The organism is Paenibacillus rubinfantis (assembly GCF_001486505.1).
GTDB classification, from domain to species: domain Bacteria; phylum Bacillota; class Bacilli; order Paenibacillales; family Paenibacillaceae; genus Fontibacillus; species Fontibacillus rubinfantis.
The window spans coordinates 468806-490055 of the sequence record NZ_LN909065.1; the positions used below are offsets into that span (position 1 = coordinate 468806).

At 59.8% G+C, this 21250-nt stretch carries 20 protein-coding genes; 2 read left to right on the plus strand and 18 right to left on the minus strand.

Annotation, left to right across the window (positions count from 1 at the left end):
- Positions 1-91 precede the first annotated feature (91 nt).
- The 18 genes from BN3277_RS13590 to ggt form a co-directional block, all read right to left on the minus strand.
- A complete protein-coding gene (locus tag BN3277_RS13590) occupies positions 92-1333 on the minus strand; it encodes a pyridoxal-phosphate-dependent aminotransferase family protein (protein ID WP_059043501.1) in 1242 nt (413 codons plus the stop codon).
- Positions 1320-1631 (minus strand): M20/M25/M40 family metallo-hydrolase, encoded by a 312-nt coding sequence (locus BN3277_RS26240; RefSeq protein ID WP_262362872.1) that lies wholly within the window; start codon positions 1629-1631, stop codon positions 1320-1322. Before BN3277_RS26240 ends, BN3277_RS13590 begins: the two co-directional genes overlap by 14 nt.
- Complete coding sequence (locus BN3277_RS26055) at positions 1543-2436, minus strand: hydantoinase/carbamoylase family amidase (protein WP_059043506.1); 894 nt, start codon at positions 2434-2436, stop codon at positions 1543-1545. The genes BN3277_RS26240 and BN3277_RS26055 overlap by 89 nt, the downstream gene beginning before the upstream one ends.
- The gene (allB, locus tag BN3277_RS13605; RefSeq protein WP_059043508.1) at positions 2433-3827 is read right to left on the minus strand and encodes an allantoinase AllB; all 1395 of its coding nucleotides are present in this window, start codon (positions 3825-3827) and stop codon (positions 2433-2435) included. The genes BN3277_RS26055 and allB overlap by 4 nt, the downstream gene beginning before the upstream one ends.
- A 39-nt stretch (positions 3828-3866) precedes the next feature.
- Entirely contained in the window at positions 3867-4250 is a 384-nt protein-coding gene (gene uraH / locus BN3277_RS13610) for a hydroxyisourate hydrolase (RefSeq protein ID WP_059043512.1), read from the minus strand.
- Positions 4251-4301: 51 nt separating this feature from the next.
- The gene (uraD, locus tag BN3277_RS13615) at positions 4302-4817 is read right to left on the minus strand and encodes a 2-oxo-4-hydroxy-4-carboxy-5-ureidoimidazoline decarboxylase (protein ID WP_059043514.1); all 516 of its coding nucleotides are present in this window, start codon (positions 4815-4817) and stop codon (positions 4302-4304) included.
- On the minus strand, positions 4807-5322 hold the full coding sequence (locus BN3277_RS13620) for a (2Fe-2S)-binding protein (RefSeq protein WP_232436424.1): 516 nt from the start codon (positions 5320-5322) through the stop codon (positions 4807-4809). Before BN3277_RS13620 ends, uraD begins: the two co-directional genes overlap by 11 nt.
- On the minus strand, positions 5312-7588 hold the full coding sequence (gene pucD / locus BN3277_RS13625) for a xanthine dehydrogenase subunit D (RefSeq protein WP_059044791.1): 2277 nt from the start codon (positions 7586-7588) through the stop codon (positions 5312-5314). The genes BN3277_RS13620 and pucD overlap by 11 nt, the downstream gene beginning before the upstream one ends.
- Before the next feature lie 31 nt (positions 7589-7619).
- Entirely contained in the window at positions 7620-8567 is a 948-nt protein-coding gene (locus BN3277_RS13630) for an FAD binding domain-containing protein (RefSeq protein WP_059043515.1), read from the minus strand.
- Positions 8568-8596: 29 nt separating this feature from the next.
- On the minus strand, positions 8597-9526 hold the full coding sequence (locus BN3277_RS13635; RefSeq protein ID WP_059043518.1) for an ABC transporter permease: 930 nt from the start codon (positions 9524-9526) through the stop codon (positions 8597-8599).
- Positions 9527-9545: 19 nt separating this feature from the next.
- Positions 9546-10670 carry an ABC transporter permease gene (locus BN3277_RS13640; protein ID WP_082691451.1) on the minus strand — a complete coding sequence of 375 codons (1125 nt, stop codon included), beginning with the start codon at positions 10668-10670 and terminating at the stop codon, positions 9546-9548.
- A complete protein-coding gene (locus tag BN3277_RS13645) occupies positions 10667-12199 on the minus strand; it encodes an ABC transporter ATP-binding protein (RefSeq protein ID WP_059043520.1) in 1533 nt (510 codons plus the stop codon). The genes BN3277_RS13640 and BN3277_RS13645 overlap by 4 nt, the downstream gene beginning before the upstream one ends.
- Before the next feature lie 80 nt (positions 12200-12279).
- A complete protein-coding gene (locus BN3277_RS13650; RefSeq protein ID WP_059043522.1) occupies positions 12280-13467 on the minus strand; it encodes a BMP family ABC transporter substrate-binding protein in 1188 nt (395 codons plus the stop codon).
- Positions 13468-13643: 176 nt separating this feature from the next.
- The gene (locus BN3277_RS13655) at positions 13644-14264 is read right to left on the minus strand and encodes a nucleotidyltransferase family protein (protein WP_157688719.1); all 621 of its coding nucleotides are present in this window, start codon (positions 14262-14264) and stop codon (positions 13644-13646) included.
- Positions 14194-15219 carry an XdhC family protein gene (locus BN3277_RS13660; protein WP_059043526.1) on the minus strand — a complete coding sequence of 342 codons (1026 nt, stop codon included), beginning with the start codon at positions 15217-15219 and terminating at the stop codon, positions 14194-14196. Before BN3277_RS13660 ends, BN3277_RS13655 begins: the two co-directional genes overlap by 71 nt.
- On the minus strand, positions 15216-16799 hold the full coding sequence (locus BN3277_RS13665; protein WP_059043527.1) for a PucR family transcriptional regulator: 1584 nt from the start codon (positions 16797-16799) through the stop codon (positions 15216-15218). Before BN3277_RS13665 ends, BN3277_RS13660 begins: the two co-directional genes overlap by 4 nt.
- Before the next feature lie 234 nt (positions 16800-17033).
- Positions 17034-18239 carry an amidase gene (locus BN3277_RS13670; RefSeq protein WP_059043528.1) on the minus strand — a complete coding sequence of 402 codons (1206 nt, stop codon included), beginning with the start codon at positions 18237-18239 and terminating at the stop codon, positions 17034-17036.
- A 60-nt stretch (positions 18240-18299) separates the two neighbouring features.
- Positions 18300-19877, minus strand: a complete 1578-nt coding sequence (gene ggt, locus BN3277_RS13675) for a gamma-glutamyltransferase (RefSeq protein ID WP_089153352.1) — start codon at positions 19875-19877, stop codon at positions 18300-18302.
- A gap of 213 nt (positions 19878-20090) precedes the next feature.
- On the opposite strand from ggt, the gene BN3277_RS13680 reads away from it, so the two are divergent.
- Complete coding sequence (locus tag BN3277_RS13680; RefSeq protein WP_262362873.1) at positions 20091-20702, plus strand: chromate efflux transporter ChrB; 612 nt, start codon at positions 20091-20093, stop codon at positions 20700-20702.
- Positions 20699-21241, plus strand: a complete 543-nt coding sequence (locus BN3277_RS13685; RefSeq protein ID WP_187380077.1) for a chromate efflux transporter ChrA — start codon at positions 20699-20701, stop codon at positions 21239-21241. Before BN3277_RS13680 ends, BN3277_RS13685 begins: the two co-directional genes overlap by 4 nt.
- Positions 21242-21250 lie beyond the last annotated feature (9 nt).

The window sequence follows — 21250 nt, forward strand, 5'->3', positions numbered from 1 at the left end:
CTCCCTTGCTAACAATTTTGGTGTAGCTGCCACTCTCCTATTATATAGGATGTGACGACCTGAGTACATGGATGCACCTATCGCAAACCTATTAAGGACGGATTAGATTTGATTGATCGTACACGTCCAGCGCCGCCTGAACGGCTAGCCCGGCGGGTACGCGGAAGCCCTGGCGAAGAAGCGCTGCCTCCAGGGCTCCAAGCAGCCGCAACACATTATCTGCGCGGCAGCTGTACCCCATCGTCCCGATACGCCAGATCAAGCCCTTCAGCGGGCCAAAGGAGCTGGCGATTTCAACGCCAAACCCCTCGAGCAGCAGCTTCCGGACTATTTCGCCGTCCACCCCTTCAGGGATATTGACGCAGGTGACCATCGGCATTTTGCAGGCGGGATCGCCGTACAGCGTTAATCCCATCGCGGTGAGCCCCTGCATTAGCGCCGACTCGTGCAGGCAATGGCGGGCAAACCGCGCCTCCAAGCCTTCCTCCAACACAAGCCGGATTCCCTCGCGCAGCGCGTAAAGCATGGAGGTCATTTCCGTATGGTGATTCAGCCGGAGCGGGCTCCAGTAATCCTGAAGCATCCCCAGATCAAAATAATTGCTCCGCACCGGCGTAACGTCATCCGCCAGACCCACTTCCGTCCTTAATCCGCGTTCCACCCGTTTGCGGGACAACAGCTTCTGTTCGGCACGGTCATTGTACGTGATTGGCGCCATGCCCGCCGGAACGGACAAGCACTTCTGCGTTCCGCCGATGACGGCATCCAGCAGCAAGCGGTCCGTATCCACGGACACACCGCCGATCGTAGCCACCGCATCGACGATCAGGAGGGCATCAACCTCGCGGCAGGCCGCCCCGATCCCTTCCAGCGGCTGCAACCGTCCGGTCGAGGTTTCGCCGTGCACCATCGCCACGATCTGCGGCTTGATCCGCCGAATCTCCGCTTGGATCTCGCCGGGCGCAAACACGCTGCCCCAAGGCCGCTCGAGCACATGCACCTCGGCCCCGCAGCGGTCGGCAATTTCATGCAGCAGATGGCCGAAGCGGCCGTAAATCGGGATCAACACGCGGTCTCCCGGGGCGATTAAGCTGACCATCACCGCTTCGATGCCCGAACGGGACGTACCGTCGATTGGATACGCCCAATGGTTTTGCGTAGCAAACAGCTCGCGCAGCATAGCCATCGTTTCGTTCATGATGCCGGTAAACTGCGGATCGAATTGCCCCAGCACCGTGTACGACATCGCCCGCAGCACCCGCGGATCCACCTCCACCGGACCCGGCGTCATGATCGATCGCAAGGACGGCGACAAGTCGTCAAACCGTTTCATGCCCCTCTCTCCTTTCACTTCCTGCTGGCCCAGCCGCACGGTCCTTCGATCCTTCCTCATATCCCAGCTTGTATAAGAGGGCGATCAGAACGTTCAGACCGGCGGCCAGCGCTTCCGGAGGCGTATACTCCTCTGGTGCATGGCTGATGCCGCCCCGGCTCGGGACAAAGAGCATCGCCGCCGGGCAAAGCGGGGCGAACAGCTGGGCGTCATGCCCGGCGCCGCTCGCCATGCTCCGCCAGCTGAGCCCCTGCCCGGCGCAGATCGCCGCAAGTTCTGCTTGCAGGCGGGCATCCATTGGCGCCGGGAGTCGGTATCCCGAATGAGGGTCGACAAAGCCTGGGGAGAGAGACGGAATTGTTGTATTTTGTCGACTTGAAGTTGGGTATAAGGGACAGGCGCAGGCCCATCGGCGTCGTGCCGGCGTGGTTCGCCGTTCCCCGAACGACGGCGGCGAACCGCCGCTGACCACAGATGGCGCTAACAATGCCAAGCTGCGTCCCTTCACGCTCCAGCACGATGCCCTGCTCAATGTGGAGCTCGACGTAAGCGGCCAGGCCGCTGCAAGGTGGCTTAGGCTGCCTCGGCCCAAGCGCACACCCCGCCATTGCCTCCTGCAAGGAGACGCCGCCGGCATCCCGGCAACCGGCAGCTTCGCTGACGTTGTAAAGCCCGGTCACGTGGCCCGACCCCCAAAACGTCAGCGGGAAGCGGCTGCCTTCCTCCTCGGCGAACGACACGGCGGTTATCGTCCGCTGCGGCGGGCCGTACGTGCGGCGCAAATACCGCAGCGCTGCCAGCGCCGCCGCGACGCCATAGGCTCCATCGTACCGGCCTCCGCTGACAACCGTGTCGATATGCGAGCCGGTCAGTACGATCGGCTCGGAGCTGCGGCTCCCGGTCAGCTCGCCATACACGTTGCCCACGTCGTCGGCATACCCCTCCAATCCGCTGTCGGCGATTTGCTCCAGCAAAAACTGCTGGGCCTGCATCCACTCCGGGCTGTACAACAGCCGGGTGACTCCTTCCCCCGGCTCACTAAACTCCGCAAGCTTCTCCAGCAGCCCCTGCATGTAGTTGGCGGCTTCCTCCGCCCCGGTCATCGTACCGGCTCCCGGTTGCCAAGACGGACCGGCTCTCCGCCACCGGGAGCGATCAGTCCATCTTTTAACGTATAAACCAGCCGGCCTCGCAGAAGCGTGGCGGTCACCCGGCACGACAACGCCATCCCCGTGTAGGGACTCATCCGATGCCGGTAATAGAGGTTCTCCGCTTGAAGGATATAAGGCATATCGGGGTGCAGTAACACCAGATCGGCATCCAGTCCGGCGGCGATCTTCCCTTTGCGCTCGGCCATACCAAACCGTTGGGCCGGGGAAGCCGCAAGCAGCCGCGCGATCAAGGGCACCGGCAGCCCCCGGCGGTTGACACCTTCGTGGAACAGGAGCTCCAGGCTGCTCTGTGCGCCGGAGATGCCGCCCCAAGCGGTGAAAAAGGACAACCCCGGATCCAGCTTCAGCTCGGGCGGACAAGGCGAATGATCGGAGGCGACTAGATCGATCTTCCCTGCAGCCAGCGCCTGCCAAAGCTTCTCCCGTTCTACCGGGCTGCGCAGCGGCGGCGCGCATTTTGCAACCGGACCCAGACGGCCCATATCCTCTTCCGTGAGCAGAAGGTAATGGGGACAGGTCTCGACGGACACGTCCTGACCACGCCGCTTCGCGGCCTCGATCAGCTCAACCGCAGCCGTCGTGCTGATATGCACGAAATGCAGTCTGCAGCCGGTTCGCTCCCCATACAGCAACGCCCGCGCGACCGCCTCCAGCTCGGCAAGCGGCGGCCGGGAAGCGGCGAAATCGCGCGCCCCTGTCCTCCCACTGCGTATCGCCGCTTCGCCAAGCACGGCGGTCATCGCATCATTTTCGGCGTGCAGCGCCAGGAGTCCGCCGAACTCCGCGATCTTCGCCATCCCTTCGTACAGCGTGGCATCGTCCACCTCGCGAAAGCGGCCCTCTCCTTCCCCGCCGGGATTGGAGATAAACGCCTTAAAGGCGGGAACGCCTGCGGCCCATAACTTCTCCAGTTCGCCGAGATTTCCGGGAACCAGGCCGCCCCAAAACGCATAGTCAACCGCTGATTGACCGGCGGCTCGCTCCGCTTTTAGCTGAAGCGCCGGAACGTTCACCGTCGGCGGATTACCGTTTAGCGGCATATCGATGTAGGTGGTGCAGCCGCCGGCCGCCAGCGCCGCCGAACCGTTGGCAAAACCTTCCCAATGCCCGAAGTTCGGCTCATTAAAATGCACATGCGCATCGACCATGCCCGGCAGCACGTAATGCCCTTCGGCGTCCAGCACCGTCTTCCCCGAGCTCCGCTCCAGGTCTTCCGTCAACTGGACAATTTTTCCGGAAGACACGGCAATGTCGAGTCGGGCAACCCTATCCGGCAGCACGACTTGGCCGTGTTTGATGATCAGATCGTAAGTTTCGCTCATGCTAAGCTTCCCCCTCTCCGATGACCTTCCGCCTTACGCTTAGCTTCCGCGGTAGGTGCTGTAACCACCTGGTGCCAACAGCAACGGAACATGATAATGGCCGCCTTCAGCGCTGATGTGAAATCGGATGGGAATGTGGCGTAAAAATCCGGGTTTCCCCATTCCTTCAACCGATGCAAACTGACCCATCTGACTGAAATAATCCTCCGCGTCAAATAAAAGCTCGTATTCGCCCGCCGTCATCTCCGGTCCCTCCAGGAGCGGAACGTCCAAGCGCCCCTCCGCATTGGTGCGGGCGGAACGAAGCAATGGGCGATGTTCCCCTTCCAGCCTTCTTAACTCCACATGCATACCTGCTGCCGGAACCCCCCGCGCCAAGTCCAGCACATGGGTCGTCAATCGGTTGTACGGCCCGCGTACCATGCCATTCCGCCCCCTTTCTTGTTCTGGCAAATCGCTTCCGGCTCGGCTCGATTAAGCAACAACGAGATCTTCCAACCGAAACCGGGTAATTTTGCCGATTTCGATCCATGCCCGCTCTTGCTCCAGCTCCAGGCTCGATTCGATCCGCTCGGCGATGGAACGAAGGATCTCGCTCTTGCTTTTGCCCCGTACCGCGAGAATAAACGGAAACCCAAACTTCTCCATATATCTCTGATTGCATTCGGCGAGTTGGGCGTACTCCTCGTTCGACAACGAATCGAGTCCTGCCCCCTGCTGTTCGGCTGCCGAGAGCGGTGATACCTTCATCCGGGTCGCTAAATCGGGATGGGCGCGCAGGAGCTCAAGCTGGGTTGTTTCCTCAGCATATCGTGCCGCTTCCAGCATGACTTCGTGCAGATGGGCCACAGAAGTAAACGGCCGCAACGGAAAAGCCGCTTCTGCCACCCAAGGCGAATGCTCAAAAATCCCGCCCAGCGCCTGCGTAAAATGCTGCCGATCCATGAGATTCAAATCGGTCAGCGTTAAGCAGGAACCTTCAGTTTTCATGAATGTCGCCCCCTTGTTCGATCGCTCGATTTACCGCGCGGAGAATGGACGCATATCCAGTGCAGCGACACAGGTTGCCCGACAACGCCTCCTCGATTTCCTCCGGTGCGGGCTGCGGGTTGGCTGCCAGCAACGCTACCACGGAAACGACCATCCCCGGCGTGCAATACCCGCATTGGAATCCGCCTTCCTCCTGGAAAGCCTGCTGTACCGGGTGAAGTCCTCCAGCGCTGATCCCTTCGATCGTGACGATGTCGGCGCCTTCGCATTGATAGGCCATCGTCAGGCAAGCGTTCACCGGTCGACCGTTCAGCAGCACCATGCAGGAACCGCAGCGACCTAGCTCGCAGGAGCGTTTCGTCCCGGTTAATCCGAGATCCTCACGAATCAGCGCCAACAGCCGCCGTGAAGGCGGCACTTCCAGGGTGACGGGATGCCCGTTTACGCGGAACCCCACCTGAAAACCTCGCCCCGCCTCCATCGTATCCGGGATTTTATCCAACATGCGAATCCACCGCCTTCCCGCTCATAAAAGGCATCTCTTGCAGCAGCTCCGGTTCGATCGGCAGCCGGTTCACCCGTTTGCCTACAGCTTGAAACACAGCGGAGGCTACCGCCGGGGCCAGGCACACCGACCCCACTTCCCCGACGCCGCGCGGACCGTAGGTGTCCTGCTCCGGCAGATCCTCCATCGGCTCGACCTGGATCCTGCCGTTGAAATCAAGAACCGTAGGGATCAGGTAGGTGTCCAAGTTTTTCGTTAGATAGAGGCCTTCATCCATCCGTGCATCTTCCGTCAACGTAAACCCGGCAGCCATTGCGGCCCCGCCTTCGATTTGTCCCAGATAACCTTGCGGATTCGCCACTGGACCGGCGGCAATCGCGTGATACTGATCAACGATACGGACCCTGCCGGTCAGCGTATTCACTTCCACCTTGACCGCAACCGCCGCGTAGGTATATAGAAAATGAGCGCCAACCCGCTCCATTGTCGTTGTTGGGTACGAGAACGCGGTTTCGCTTACGATAGGCTCCGACAAGGCTTGTGCCAGCTCAACGTACGTCATCACCTGGTTGCCGTCCTTCCACATCCCGCCTTTGCCGGGATGACAGCCTGCGCCCCCGCCAGCTCGTTCCACTGCGGCAGTCAGCTTAGCGGCAAAATCGGGTACGAGGCGGCGCAGCGCCATCCACATCATGCTGGTAGCCCGCGAGGCCGTGCTGGAGCCGCTGTTCGGCACCACGTCCGTATCCCCGATGATGATCCGCAAATCCTCGGCCGCGAAGCCGTATTGCTCGACCAGCATCTGCTCCATCGTAGCAATGAGGCCTTGACCAAACTCCTCGTAGCCGAACACCGCTTCGATCCGGCCGTCCGGCGCCAGCCGCAGCAGGCCTCCTGCGGGATCGGGAATGCCGAAGCCAAGCCCGGCCCCGTGCATGGCAATCGCCGCCCCGATGCCGGTTACCGTCCAAGGATCATAGGGCTCTCGAACCGGACTTCCCCTTCGTTCCACCATCAGCGAACTGGCTTCTAAGGCCTCCCACACCTGCCGGGCGCCATCGGTTGGGGCAATCGGCTGGCCGAGCGGACCGGGGTCGCCAAGCTTCCGCAGATTGCGGCGACGTATTTCCCACGGATCGATTCCGACCATCGCCGCCAGTCGATCGATCTGACCTTCCAACGCAAAAATCGCCTGGTTGCCGCCAAAACCCCGGAACTCCCCGGAAACGCCATTGTTGGTATACACGCATACGCTTTTCACATCGATATGCTTGATTTGATATGGCCCGATGACATGCTCCGTGGCGAAGTTCAGCACCTCGGCACCAAGCGTGGCATAAGCGCCGGTATCGGACACGACCCGAACGGTATGGGCCAGCAGTCGGCCTTCCCGGTCGCAGCCCGTGCGCATCGTAATCTTCATCGGATGGCGTTTCAGACCGGCCCGGACGGACTCCGCACGTGAGTTATGCATCCGTACCGGCCGACCCGTGCGCAGTGCAAGAAGCGCCCCATATGGCTGGACATTCAATTCGTCCTTGCCGCCAAACGAGCCTCCGATCGGGCTGGAAACGACGCGGATCCGCTCCTCCGGCAGCGCGAGGATTCGCGAGAGCTGCATCCGGTCTTTTAAGCCGTGTTGGGTGGCCGAATACACCGTTAACTTCCCGTCCGCTTCCGGAACAAACAGCCCGCCCTCCGTTTCCATATACGTATGCATCTGCCGCGGCGTAAAGTAGGTTTCCTCGGCCACATAGGCACAGGACGCAAACGCCGCTTCCGGTTCGCCTTCGCGGTATTCCGCGCGATGCAGCACGTTCCCTTCGGGATGCAGCAGGATGGCCTCCTCCCGCAAGGCCTCCTCGGGGTCGGTCACCACCGGTAACGACTCGTAGTCCACTTCAATCAGGGACAACGCGTATTCGGCCAGCTCCTCGTTCTCCGCAGCCACCGCAGCTATTGCATCACCGGTATACCGAACCCGATCGGCACAAAATACCGGCTGGTGAGGAAACGCAATGCCAAACGCGTTTAGCCCCGGTACATCCTCATGGGTTAACACGGCATACACGCCGGGCACGTTGGCGGCGGCCTCCGTGCGAATCCCCAAGATTCGCGCATGGGGCTTCGCACTTCTCAGCACACGGCCAATCAGCATCCCTTCCGCCGATCGGTCGGTTAGGTATTGCAGTTTGCCCGTCACCTTCTCCAGACCGTCCGGCCGCGTCCGCCAGCGGGCTCCGCTGGACTCTCGATTCAGCAGCATGGTCTCCTCCCCCTTCATGCAATGTCCTCTCCTATTCCGACGCCATTTCCCCCGGTGACACCGGTTGCTCCGGGGAGTGTTCCCGAGGATGAAGCAGCCTCCAGAGCTCAGCGGCAATCAGGTTGGCCGCCGTTTTTGTCTTATAGGCTCCTGTCGCAAATGCATCGCCAGAGGGTGCATATTCCTCATGTACCGTCTCGCAGAGCGAAGACATCAGCTCCGCGCTGAAGCGGCGGCCCTCCAGCAGCGCCTCCGCCTGCTCCAACCGGTGCGGGCGGCTACTTCCGCCGCCGGCGGCGATTCGCACGCCGCGGAGAACGCCGTCCTCCCCGATCGTTCCGACGAGCGCTGCCGTCACCAGCGACGGCGTAAACGCTTCGCGGCGTCCCACCTTGCGGTAGACCTCAAACCGCCGTCCACCGAGCTCAATACAAGCCGACGCCGAAGGCAAGCGTACGCCCGCCACGATCGTTTCCGGATCGTACGCGCTGCCCCAGCGATCCGCCAACCAAGCTGCCACCGGCACCCACGGGCTGGAATCCGGACCGCTCACGGCTAACTCCGCTTCAGCCACCAGCAACGCGGGCAATACATCCCCATAACCGCAGGTGATGTTCCCGCCAATCGTCGCTATATTGCGGACGGACGGAGCGGCAATCCCCCGGGCAGCTTCCCGCAAAACAGGAGAGGCCATCGCAATCTCTCCATGGCTTCGACAAGCCGATAACTCCGTCAAAGCCCCGATATATAGGTGCCCGTCTTCATGACGGACCCCCGAAAAGCCCGCCACACCGCGAAGGTCGATCAGCGCCTCCGGCAGAGCGGCGGTTCCGTTCTCCCACAGCGTACGCAGCAAAGTGCCACCCGCCGCGTAAACCGCCTTCGCCCCAAGTTCCCGCTTCAGCTTCCGCGCTTCCTCCAGGGTGCTCGGCTGATAAAGCACCGGTGTTCGAAGCAAATCTTCACGCCATTGCAACATAACCCTTCCCCACCCTTCCCCCTTATGCGCTAAAAACGCTGCTCCCGAACATAAGGAACACCCAGCGATTCCGGCGTACCCGACGGTTTGCCGCGATCGCGGTAGCCCAGGTACATCAATACAAGAATGGTAACGACGTAAGGGATCATTTTGAGGAAATACGGCGGAATGGCGCTGCCGAGCAGCTGCATCCGGAAGCCCAGCGAATCCAATGCGCCAAAGAAATAAGCGCAAAGCAGCGCCCGTACCGGATTCCACCTTGCAAAAATCACCAGCCCCACTGCGATCCAGCCCCGCCCGGCCGTCAACCCTTCGTTCCACGTCGGGGCAACGGTTAACACCATATCCGCACCGGCCAACCCGATCAACATCGCACCGGCGGTCACATAGCCGTAACGGATCAAGTGAACCCGGATCCCCATCACGTCAGCTGTCGCCGGACTGTCGCCAACCGCCCGCAAATGCAGGCCCCAGGAGGTGCGATGAATCAGTAGATGAAGTGCGATGACAAGCAAGAAGCTCAACCAGGTCAGCAGATCCAGCCTGCCAAAAATCACCCCGATCATCGGAATCGGTTCAAGGAATTCCAGCGGGACTCTAGGCAGCATACCGGGTAACGGGTTGCCGCTGACCGCCTTGCCGAGATAAGCGCTAAGCCCGCTTCCGAACAAGGTCATCGCGAGGCCGCACATCGTCTGGTTAGCCCGAAGCGTGACCGACAGGAACGCGTGTACCATCCCCAGCAGCGCCGTGACCGCCGCAGCCGCCAACAAGGCGAGTGCCAGGTTCCCCGAACGGATGAACACAAGACAGGTCGTCACGGCTCCCATCAGCATCAGCCCTTCGGCACCCAGTTGAATGATTCCGGCCCGTTCGGTAAGAATACCGCCAAGAGTAGCCAGCAGCAGCGGGGTCCCGGCGGTGATCGCAGCAAGCAGCAATTGCGTCACAAAATCCATCAAAGGAACCTCCTTCGCGTTACGCCGCCCTGCGGCGAACCCGGAATCGTGTGATCATATCCCCGGCGATCAGGAAAAACAAAATCGCCCCCTGCAGCATTTCCGACACGGATGATGGCAAGCCGATCGTCTGTACGCTGTAGCCGCCGACGATCAGTCCGCCGAATAATACGGCCGATACGATTAATCCGAGCGGATTCAGCTTCGCCAGCCAAGCAACGATAATCGCGGTATACCCGTAGCCCGGAGAGATGCCCTGCATCAGCTTGTGGCTGACGCCGGAAACCTCCGCCATCCCGGCTAAGCCGGCCAGCCCCCCGCTGATCACCATGACGAGCAAGATATGACGGGTGATCGGGATGCCGTTATATCGCGCTGCGACTGGATTGGCACCAATCATCCGCAGCTCGTAGCCCCAGCGGGTGAACCGAATCATCAAGTAATAGATCAGAACGGCGACAAGAGCCAAAAGCAAACCGATATGCAGCCGCGTTCCGCCTAGTGTAGGCAAGGATTGCGAGGCGGCGAACATCGGCGACCCCGGCATGTTGAAGCCTTCGGGGTCTTTCCAGGGCCCAATGACGAAATAATCCAACGCCAGCAGTGCCACGTAATTCAGCATCAGCGAGGTAATCAGCTCGTTGACCCCAAAATAGGTGCGCGGAATCGCGGTCAGCAGCCCCCAAAACGCCCCTGCCGCAACCCCAAGCACCAGCATCAGCAGGATCGACCAAACCGCGGGGATTCCGGGAAAATAGATCGTCACCGCCGTAGCGGCGATTGCGCCGGCCGTCAGTTGCCCCTCGGCCCCGATGTTCCAGACCGAAATGCGGTAAGCTACGGCGATCCCAAGCCCGCACAGCAACAGCGGAATCGCCTTGACCAGCGTCTCGGTGAGGCCATAGCCGGTTCCAAAGGCGCCGTTCCACATTTTCGCGTACACCGTCCAGGGATTCATGCCGTTGACGGCGATGAATCCTGCGCACAGCAGAAGCGCCAGCAGCACGGACAAGACCGGCGTCCACCAAGGCGAGCGAACCCGTATTGCGTCGAATTCCAGCCGCCAAACCCTGCTTTTTCCTGCGGATGCCGGGGAAATGACTGGCTTCAGCAACGTTTCGGCCCCTGCTTTTTGCCGGCTCATACGACCTTCTCCTCCTCGCCGAGGACTCCCGCCATCAGCAGGCCAAGGCGTTCCCGATCCGCCGACGCGCGGGTCTGCTCGCCAAGGATCCTCCCGTTATACATCACGAGAATCCGATCCGACAGCTGCATCAATTCGTCCAGGTCCTCCGAGATCAACAGCACGCCGCTGCCCGCTGCCCGCAGCTCCAACAGCAGCTCCTGCACGCCGGCTGCAGCGCCGACGTCCAACCCCTGCGTCGGATGCACGGCGACCATCAGCTTCGGCCGCTGCGTCACCTCCCTCGCAAACAGCAGCTTTTGCTGGTTGCCGCCGGATAACTGCTGCACGGGTGTATCCAGTCCCGGCGTCTTCACATCGAATCTTCGCACCAGTTGCTCAGACCACTGCCGGTTTCTGGCTGACTTCAGGATCCCCAGCCGCGAATGCGCTTCGGAGCGGTACGACTTGGACAGTAAATTGTCCACGGCCCCAAGGCTTCCTGCCAACCCGCTTTTCATCCGGTTCTCCGGGACATGGGCGATGCCGGAGGCGATGGCCTTGCGAACCGATGCCGTTTTAACCGGGACACCGTCAAACCGGATGCTCCCTTCCGTCCAACTCCTGAGCCCGGTCAGCACCTCGGCCAGCTCCTTCTGACCGTTGCCGGCTACGCCCGCCACGCCAACGATTTCGCCCCGGTGTACGGTTAGGGACAAGCGATCCAACGCTTTGTGTCCATGCTCGGCCATCGCACTGATCCGGTATACTGCCAGCAGCTCCCCGCCGCGCGTTCGCTCCAGCTCCCGGCGCTCCAGCGTCACTTCCCGGCCAACCATCAGTTGGGCCAGCTCACGTTCGTTCGTATCTTCGGTTCGCAGGGTCGCGATCATTTTCCCTTTGCGCATGACCGATATCCGATCGGAGGAAGCGAGCACTTCCTTCATTTTGTGCGTGGTCAGGATGACGGTTTTTCTTTCCTCTTTCATCCGGCGCAGGGTGCGGAATAACCCCTCAGCCTCACCCGGCGTTAACACCGAGGTCGGCTCATCGAGAATGATGATATCCGCCCCGCGGTACAGCGTCTTGACGATTTCCACGCGTTGCTGCTCGCCAACGGACAGCTGCCAGACCGGCCGGTCGACCGGGATGCTTAACCCAAAGCGTTCCGCGAGCTCGGCGATTTCCCGATGCTTGCGTTTGATCCAGGTTCGGCCGCGCCAGAAAGACGACTTTTCGCCAAGCACAATATTTTCCGCCGCTGTCAGCGTTGGCACGAGCCGGAAATTTTGGAACACCATGCCCACGCCAAGTCGAGCCGCATCTTTGGGAGAGCGAATCTGCACCTTTGTCCCGTGGATCCGGATTTCCCCTGCGTCTGCCCGATAAACGCCGGACAACAGGCTCATTACCGTGCTTTTGCCCGCCCCGTTTTCGCCAAGCAGTGCATGAATTTCCCCCGCATTTGCCGAAAAATCAACTTGATCACTTGCAACCACCGAACCGAAGGTTTTGACGATGCCGCGCATTTCTACTGAACACTCCCGCATGGGGAACGCCTCCTTCCTTCCGGTTGACATTCAGTGGGGAAGGTGCTCTCTCGAGCCCCGCCCCACCCGACGTATTTTTCCTACTTGGGAATCGTACCGACAACCCCTTCCGCCAGCCAGTTCATCCCAAGCACTTCATCCAGGGTCAGCGATTTGCCGGCAGGCACCTGCTCGTTACCCGCATTATCTTTGATCGGCCCGGTAAAAACGTTCAATTCGCCGCTGATGATCTTCTCCTGAGCTTCCAGCACCAGCTTCTGTACGTCTTCGGGCACCTTGTTGCCGAACGGCGCCAGCGTGACCATACCATCGGCCATGCTGCCGGAATATTGCTCATTCGTCCAAGTCCCGTCCATCAGCGCTTTGACGGTTTGGGTATAATACGGCCCCCAATTCCATACCGGGTTGGTCAAATAGTTATCCGGAGCGTACTTCTTCATGTCCGAGTCGTTGCCGCCCGCATACGCCCCTCGTTCTGCAGCCGCCTGCAGCGTCGCCGGCGAATCCTGATACGCGAGCAGTACGTCGGCCCCTTTATCGAGCAGACTGATCGCCGCTTGGCGCTCCGTGGTCGGATCATACCAGGTATTTGTCCAGACAACATCAACTTGAATATCCGGGTTAACGCTCAATGCACCTAAAGTAAAAGCGTTGAGGTTATAAATGACTTCACTGATCGGGAAGGCACCGACATAACCTAGGTGGTTCTTCTCTGTCATCTTCCCCGCGGCGATACCCGTCAGGTAACTGGCTTCATAGTTCTTGCCAAAATAAGTCCCCATGTTCTCAGCCGTTTTGTAGCCGGAAGCATGATCGAATTTAACGTCCGGGAACTTGCCTGCCACGTTTAAGGTGTAATCCATGTAGCCAAAGCTGGTGGTGAAGACGATATCGTGGTTTTGCGCCAGTTCCGTAATAATCCGCTCCGCATCCGGCCCTTCCGGGACGTTCTCGACCGTATCCGCGGTGATCCCGAGCTCCTTCTCCATCTCTTTGCGCCCCAGATCATGCTGGTAAGTATATCCGCCATCCCCCGGCGGTCCGATATACACGAACGCTACCTTGGGTTTCTCGGTTGCGCTTCCTGCATCGTTCGCATCTCCGTTTGATTCGGACGCCGCCGGTTCCGTCGACGCCGCGTTTGCATTCCCTCCTGCGTTGCCGCTTCCCGCATTGCTTGCGGGATTGCTGCCGCACCCCGCCAGACTTAATGTCGCAGTAAGCAGCAGAACCAGACTCCAACCGGTTAACAAACCCCTTTTGTTCATCGTTCTCCTCCTCCATCTTCTTGCGCTTGATATATTTTGATTTTAAATATACGAAGGAGGGCTTTCTGTGTAAATTTAGTTAACATACGTTTGTGCTTCATCCTAAAAAGTACAGGGGTTCTCTGTGCCTATTGCACGAATGCACGTGATTTTCATGAAGTTTATGTCATCTAACTTCACGTTGTTCGACGTTGCCATTCCAGCTGAACATCCCGCAATTGCGTTTCCGTATCCACGTCTTTGGCGAAGGAAGGCGATTCCGGCTCGACGACGATTTGGCCTTTGTATCCCGCAGTGCGTAAAATTCGCGCAGCCCCGCGGTCCCCTTCCAGCCGCTGCAAGGCCGGAAACACCGTTCGCGAGAACAAGGCCGGGACCATGCGGTCCACGCCGTCAGTGCAGGCTACGTAATCCAACTCCGGGAAGCGGTGAAAGGTCTCCAGCAGCCGAGAAAACAAAGCCGCCGTCACGAAAGGCTGATCGGCCAAAGCGATGACGACGGCATCCGGTTGGTATGACATGGCGGCATTGAGCCCGCAGCGGAGCGAGAAGGACATCCCCTGATCCGCATTGAAGCAAATTTCCGTCCGGCGAAGGATAGGGTTCGCAGCAGGCGGAAGCCAATCCAGCGGGTCGTCCGCCCGAACGACTACGATTAATGGGGCAACGCCGCTGTGTTCCAGTTCGCGCAGCGCCGCGCTTCCCAAAGGCACGCCCGGGGATAACTCACGCGAGATTTTGGAGCCGCCCATTCGACTGCCTCTCCCCGCTGCCAGATAGATCCCGCAAACCTTCATCGTAAAATCCTCCTTCATGCCACGGCGAACGGATGACCGCCCGCTTCTCCCGAATCAACTCGGCAACGATGCTGACGGCGATTTCCTCAGGCCCTTCACCTCCGATTGCTAACCCCGCCGGCGCATGCAGGGATAAGCCTTCCGGCCATTCCAGGGCCTCGGTCAACCGGGCGATCCGCGTCTTGGACCCTACAATGCCGAGATAGCGTGGTTGCCGTGGAAGCACCTGCTCGAGAAAATCGCGGTCCCGCAGAAACGAATGGCTGCAAATCAGCACGTAATCGCGGTTGGAAATATCCAACTGCCGAGGCGCCTCACCCGGCGGGCAAAGCACGCTTTCCTGCGCGGAAAATCCGCCCTGCAGCCGAGCTTCGCGCCAATCTGCGACCGCGATGCGAAAGCCGGCACGTGCCGCCAACTCTGCGATGGCACCGCTGTCGCTGCCGGCTCCGAACAATACCAGCCGCGGCATGGGAACCAGCGGCGTGGCGAACAACTCCCCCTCGGTCTTCTGCTGCAACCACTCCCCCTCTTCAAGCCGGTAAGCGTAAGTGTATCCCCGCGCTTGTCGGATGCGCCGCAGCACCAAGCTTTGCCCGGCATCCATACGCCGCTTAGCCTGCCGCAGCAGATCTCGCAGCTCTCCGATCACCGGCTCCAGCACAACCGTGATCCTCCCTCCGCAGCCGACGGCCTCGCCCCAGCCTACATCGTCCGGCGTCCGCATATCATACTCCACCGATGCGGTCCGGGCGGTTTCCCATACCGCTTCAGCCTGCAGGCTCAAATCGCTCTCCAAGCAGCCCGGGCTGAGACTGCCGAGAGTCCCGCTCGGATAGAAGAGCATCGCTGCCCCCGGCTTACGGTAAGAATGCCCTTCTGCAGCAATCAAGGTAGCCAGCACCGCAGGCCCGTCATCGTTAGCGACAAAGGCGCAGATCTCGTACATACTCATGACACTTCCCCCTGCTCCAGCATGTGACGGAACAGGAACGCCAGACGTAACCTCAGCAAATCGTCGGTTCTCTTAAAATCCACGTCCAGCAGCTCGCTCAACTTCTCCATTCGATACGTAGCCGTGTTGCGGTGAATGAACAATTTTTTCGCCGTATCGTTGATGTGGCCGTCATTGTCCAGGTACGCCTCCAACGTGGCCAGCATCTCTCGAACGTACTCCGGTTCCCGGCATAACAATCCGGCAAGCGTGCGGCTGCTGTACTTCCGCATCAATTCAGCAGGCACATGCCGCAGCACCATAGCCAGCTCCAAATCCCGGAAATAAGCCGCCTGCCGACCCGGGGGCCAATACGGCTTCAGCCGCATCGCTTCCTTCGTTTCCTGGTAAGCTTCGCGAAGATCCTCCGGCTTGCACTTCCGGCCTCCCACTACCGCAAGCGGATCTCCCGTTTCCCGGCTCCCCGCCACTCCCAAGCAGTATTCGATATAACCGCCTAACCGTTCCGGTGACATCCGAACCCCGGAATACAACGATAGCAGTCCTTCATCTACCATGAGGTGAAAAGAGTTGAGTTTAGCCAGCTCTGGATGCCGCCCGTACTCCTCCTTCATCCGCGTCAACTCATGGGGCCGAAGCTCACCGGCATCGGGAACGTCGGTGAGAACTAGGTGAAACGGAGCCTGAAGCAGACCGGGGCTTACGTTTTCCGCCGCTTTAACGAGCTCTGCGGCGGAGAAGTCTCCTTTTAAACAACGGCGGAACAGACGGGCGAAATCCCGATGCATCTCCTGCTCAAAATCCTCCCCGCTTCCCGTCCGTATATGGTGAGCAATAAGCTCCGCTCCTTGCACGAATAAGCTCTCCTCCACCGGCAACACCAGCGGATCGATCGGACAGAACACGAGAAAACCAACCGTTTCCTCCCCTTGCACCAGAGGAAGGCGGTACGCCGAAGCTTCGCCGATCCGGACTTTGCGGCGTTTCGTGGTCCAGGGCCAGCCGGCCAGCAGCTCCTTCTCCACCACATCTGAGTTGTTAAACAGCAGCTCGCCCCGCCGTCCGACGACAGCTAACGAGCGGCCGATGCAATCGGACACGGCTTCAAGCAGCGCTCGGCTGCGCACCGATTGCAGCGCGAGGCTCATCAGCCGCCGCTGCTTCTCCAGCACGCTTTGCAGCGCCCCAGTGCTGCGCGAGAGCTCCGCCCGGAACAAGCCGTTCATTTGATCGGAGAAGGTAAACTGAAACGGAAGCTCGATCAACGGAAAACCTAGTTCATCCGCTTCGGCAATGAGCCGCTCAGGTACCGCGTCCCAAAACCGCCCCAGCTTAATCCCTAGCCCTGACGAACCCCGGCGGTTCAGCTTATGGAGCAAAGAAGACGCCTGCTCCGGCTCATCCTTGATCAAATACGCCGTCGTCAGCAGCATCTCGCCTTCTTTGATCCAATCCGAGATATCCGGCGCATCCATCACGTTAATCGATTTGACGATCCGTTTCGTGCCTTTGGAGCCGGCAATCAGCCTGGCTTCCGATAATGGGTATACCGATAACGCCTCTTCTACCGTCAGATGCATACCGACCCCTCCCTACCGTCCTAGTTTGTGGCGACCTAACTTCGTGTTATATTATGTAACATTATAATCACAATAGCTTGTTTTGAAAAGGAGAAAAAACAAATTTGGGCTTATTAATGATATGTTTTATTACATATATATTACATACTCCTATCCTGAATCTTTCATAAGCTACAAAAGATACAAAAAGGCCACCTGACAAGGATCATCAGGCAGCCAAATTCGTAACGCCATTTATGAAAGCCGAACGGTTTTCCATACTTGGTTGATCCAGGCAAGCAGCCGCAAATCCCGTCCTGGCCCGGCGATCACGGATAATCCAAGCGGCAATCCCTCTGGTCCCTCCACAGGTAGCGTCACCTGCGGAAGCCCGGCTAACCCAGCAATGCAGCAGAGGGTAAGCGCTCCGTTTCGGTTACGCTCCAACTCCTCCCCTTTTCCGCCAGCAAGCGGAGCGCCCCCGGGCACTGTAGGAATGACCAGAACCCCGTCATCCCCTAGCAGATCGTAAAGACGCCGTACGATCGAGTGTTGCAGCGCTTCGGCGCGGGAATGATCTTGACCCGCCATTTGCTCCGCAATGGCGAATCTGGCGGCAATGTCAGGGCCAAATGCCGGGTTTGCCTCGCGGATCCAAGCCCCATGGGTGGCCCAAATTTGGCTGGCCTGCAGCACGCGGAACGCTTCCTTCCAAGCTTCCAGCCCTTCCTCCGCCACGCTGATCTCCACGGTGGCGGCAGCCCCCGCCTGAAGGGAACAAAGCGGCTCTGACCACCGATCTCCGCAGGATGGATCGATTAGGGCCCAGGCCTCCTTAGCCAGCAACAGCCTAGGGACGCTCCGGCCGGCATCTTCCGCTTCCGCAGTTTTCGCGGAGGCGAGCAGAACCTCCCCGACGCGCAGCAGCAGCTCGGGCGAACGCGCCATCCAGCCAATCGTATCAAAGCGCGGTGCCAGCGGGATCACGCCTCGCATATCGACGGCCCCATGACTTGGGCGGAACCCGTAGATGCCGCAGTAGGACGCCGGCACGCGAACCGAGCCGCCCGTATCGGTGCCCAGAGCGAAATCGACGCTGTTCGATGCAACCGCGACCGCCGAGCCACTGGACGAACCGCCGGGGATCCTTCCCCGGGCTCGCGGATTGATCGGGGTGCCGTAATGGATGTTTTCACCGCCGAGGCTGTACATCAGTTCGTCCGTATGCGTTACCCCCCGAAGCTCCGCCCCGGCCGCAAGCAGCCGTTGCACCGCTTCCGCATGCTCCTCAGCCGGCTGGTGACTGCGAAGCCAGGCGGGATTGCCTGCCGACGATACATGCCCACGTATAGCGATCACATCCTTCACGGCAAACGTAGTTCCGTCCAGCATTCCGCGGCTCGTCGGGCGAATCACCAGGTCCGGATTCATGTAAGCCCCGTATTTGTTGTTTTGGCCCATCCTTCTCCCTCCTAATCCATTTTCGCCCTCGTCTATGTCCCAGACTAACAAATGGCCCTGCTACCGGCCAATCGCCGCTCCGTCGCAGCGCGGGTCGGTTCCGCCGTACTTTCTGCCGTTCTCATCGATTACGATGACATGGGCATGGCCGGCCAGTCCGTCATAATCCGCAGCTGTCCGCACCTGATGACCGGCAGCGGCGAGGGCAGCCAACACCTCCGGCCCCACCCTTCTTTCCACCGTCAGTGCTTCGGTTGGCTCGCCCCAGGTTCGCCCCCAGACGAACCGGGGCTGGTCAACCGCTTCTTGCGGATTCATCCCGTAATGCAGCAGGCGGGTTAGCAGCAGCGTTTGCGTTTGCGGCTGGCCCTCCCCGCCTTGCGTACCATAAAGAATCGCGGGTTTTCCGTTTCGCATCGCAAGCGCCGGCATCAACGTGTGGAACGTGCGTTTGCGGGGAGCCAGCCGATTGATGGCGCTCGGGTTCAGCGAAAAAAACGAGCCCCGGTTCTGCAGGAGGATCCCGGTTCCACCCGGAGCGATCCCCGCGCCGAATTCGAAATAGAGGCTTTGGATAAACGAAACGGCATTGCCTTCGGAATCAACCACCGCCGCATAAGCCGTATCCCGTCCAACCGGCTGGCTAGTCACCGAAGAAGCCTTATCAAATGAGATGGAAGCGGCCAAGCGGGCCGCATACTTTTTGTCCAGCAGAACCTCCAAAGGGATCTCGGCAAATTCCGGATCAGTGAGCACCGCATCGCGGTCCCGGAAGCTTGCTTTAATCGCTTCAATCAGCAAATGATAATACGCGTAGGAACCATGGGGCACAGCTCCAAAATCGAAATATTCCAGAATATTCAGCGTCATCAAGGCAGTGAAGCCCTGTGAATTGGGCGGTACCTGATACATCGTGTAGCCGTGATAGGTTGTGGATACCGGCTCGCACCACAAGCCGCGATGCTCCGCGAAGTCCGCCGGCTGCAAGTAACCTCCCGACCTCGCCAGCCCGCCGCAGATCCTCTCGGCGATCTCCCCCTGATAAAAAACATCCCGGCCACCTGCCGCCAAAAGCGACAGCGAGCGAGCCAAATCCGGTTGGATGAAATGGTCACCGGGCTGGGGCATCCTTCCTCCCGGAATATAAATGGGGACCGCCTCACCGGATAACGCGGAACCGACCCGCAGCGTGTTCCGATGCTGGTCCGGCGACATCGGAAATCCTTCCGCCGCATAACCGATCGCACTCTCCAGCGCATCCGCAAGCGTTAATCGCCCGTATCGGCTTTGCACGGCCTCCCAGCTGTCCGCCATCCCGGGAACCGTAATCGCCGCCCGCGCACCCCGGCGCGGAATCTCGGATTCGCCTTCATAACACGTCAGGAGAACCTCCCCACCGGAACGGCCGCTCCCGTTATAAGCTCGAACTCGCTCTTCCTCGGCGCTATAGCAAAGCCAAAACGCATCGCCCCCCAGCCCCGTCATGTGCGGATAGACCACAGCCAGCGCTGCGCTAACGGCAACCGCGGCATCAAAGGCGTTTCCGCCCCGTTCCAGCATGCGGGCTCCCGCCGCCGAAGCCAGGTGATGCGGGCTGACGACCATCGATTGCGTGCCGTAACTCGGCTGCTTGCTCATCGGCATCCCCTCCCATGAAATTACTGCCATTTAACCCCACGTCCTCCGGCAAGTCAACGCAGGAGGGCGATCCTCGGTTCACCGGTGACGACATTTGTGTGCGCTGCACAATTTTATGCCGTCTGGCGTCCGTTACCCCCTATAATGAGATTGTGTGGTATTTCTAGGAATGAGCAAAATCGGGTAACTTAAACCTACAAAGGAGGGAACCGCGTGAAACCGCGTCAAAGAGATTACCTGGACCTCGGCGTGTCCATGGCCCGAACCGGGGTGTTGGGATACGGCGGCGGGCCTTCCGTCATCCCCTTGATCCGGCATGATGCCGTCAAGCGTTATCATTGGCTCAGCGACGAGGAATTTGGTGAAATCCTCGCCTTGGCCAACGCCTTGCCTGGACCGATCGCCACAAAGATGGCCGCCTACCTCGGCTACAAACGCAGAGGAGCCTGGGGAGCGGTATACTCTGTTGTTATGCACATCTTCCCTAGCGTCCTGGCGATGCTCCTGCTGTTATCCGCCGTGAATTTTCTGGCCGGTTCCCGTGTCGTCCAAGGGATGATCGCCGGCGTTTCCCCCGTTATCGCCGTTATGCTGGGGGTCATGGCCTATGAATTCGCGAAAAAAGGGATCAAGGGCCTCGGTATCACCGCCGGCATCCTGTTCATGCTGCTGGCCCTGCTGCTGCTGGAGGTATTCCAGGTACATCCGGCACTGGTCATCGTATTGTTCCTCGGATACGGTGCCGTCCACTTTCAAGCGGTTGCCCGCCTGCGCAGGAAACAGGACCCGCAACGGAAGCAGGATCAGGAAGGGGGTTCCCCTTGATTAACTGGCTGGAATTGCTGCTCGGCTTCCTGATTGCCAATCTGCTTGGCTACGGCGGAGGGCCTTCCTCCATCCCCCTGATGTACGAGGAGATTGTTCCCCATTATCACTGGCTGTCCGATGCGGAGTTCTCCAACATGCTCGCATTGGGTAACGCCTTGCCCGGACCCATCGCCACCAAAATCGCCGCCTACGTCGGCTTCGAGGTCGGCGGTTGGGTCGGGCTTGGACTGGCATTGCTAGCCACCGTGCTGCCCTCAGCGGCAGGGCTCATCCTGCTGCTCCGCATGCTCGCCAAATACCGCCAGTCCAACGTCGTCAAAGGCATGACCTTGCTGGTGCAGCCGGTGATTGCGGTCATGATGGTCACGTTAACCTGGCAGATGGCCAAAGAGCCCTTCACCGTCATCGGCATCTGGCAGACGCTGGGGATCGCAGTCATCGCGTTTTGGGCGATGGAGCGCCGCAAAATCCACCCCGCCCTCGTCATCGTGGCGGCGTTCATCTACGGTGGGCTGGTACTCCAACATTATGTCTAAGCCCGCCCG